Genomic DNA, 743 nt, shown 5'->3' with positions numbered 1-743 from the left:
GTCACAGGCGAGCTGGCTTCTGGCGACAGCACCGATGACACGACTCCGACCCTGACAGGTACTGCCGAAGCCGGTAGCTCAGTCGCCATCTACGACGGCGAGACCCTGCTCGACACCGTCACCGCGGATGCCGACGGCAACTGGAGCGTAACGCTCAGCGACCCGCTGGCTGAAGGCGATCACAGCCTCACCGCGGTGGCGACCGATGCCGCCGGCAATGAGAGTGACCCGTCAGAGGTCATTGAACTGACCGTCGATACCACCGCCCCCGAAGCTCCGGTACTCGAAGAGACCGACGGCACGACGCTCACCGGTACCGGTGAGCCAGGCTCCACCATTACCGTCACCAATGGAGACGGCGATGTGCTTGGTGAAACGACCGTCGATGCCAACGGAGACTTCAGCCTCGAGCTGACGCCAGAACAGGAGGACGGCACCGAGCTGACAGCAACTGCCACCGATGATGCCGGCAATGAAAGCGACGCTTCTGCCATTGTCACGGTGCCGACCGCCGGTGACATCACGGCTCCTGCCGCGCCTGTCATTACTTCTGTTGACGACAATGTGGGCAGCGTCACAGGCGAGCTGGCTTCTGGCGACAGCACCGATGACACGACTCCGACCCTGACAGGTACTGCCGAAGCCGGTAGCTCAGTCGCCATCTACGACGGCGAGACCCTGCTCGACACCGTCACCGCGGATGCCGACGGCAACTGGAGCGTAACGCTCAGCGACCCGCTGGC

Annotated in this window: 1 protein-coding gene; it reads left to right on the top strand. The window is 63.7% G+C overall.

Going from position 1 to position 743, the window contains the following annotated elements:
• Positions 1-743, top strand: a 743-nt coding sequence (locus tag QD228_RS16990; protein WP_279876128.1) for an Ig-like domain-containing protein, incomplete at both ends; no start/stop codon positions are given.

The organism is Cobetia sp. 3AK (genome assembly GCF_029846335.1).
In the GTDB taxonomy this organism is placed as follows: Bacteria; Pseudomonadota; Gammaproteobacteria; order Pseudomonadales; family Halomonadaceae; genus Cobetia; species Cobetia marina.
The sequence above is the reverse complement of the archived record's forward strand: the minus strand, read 5'-3'. Positions and strand labels throughout refer to the sequence as shown.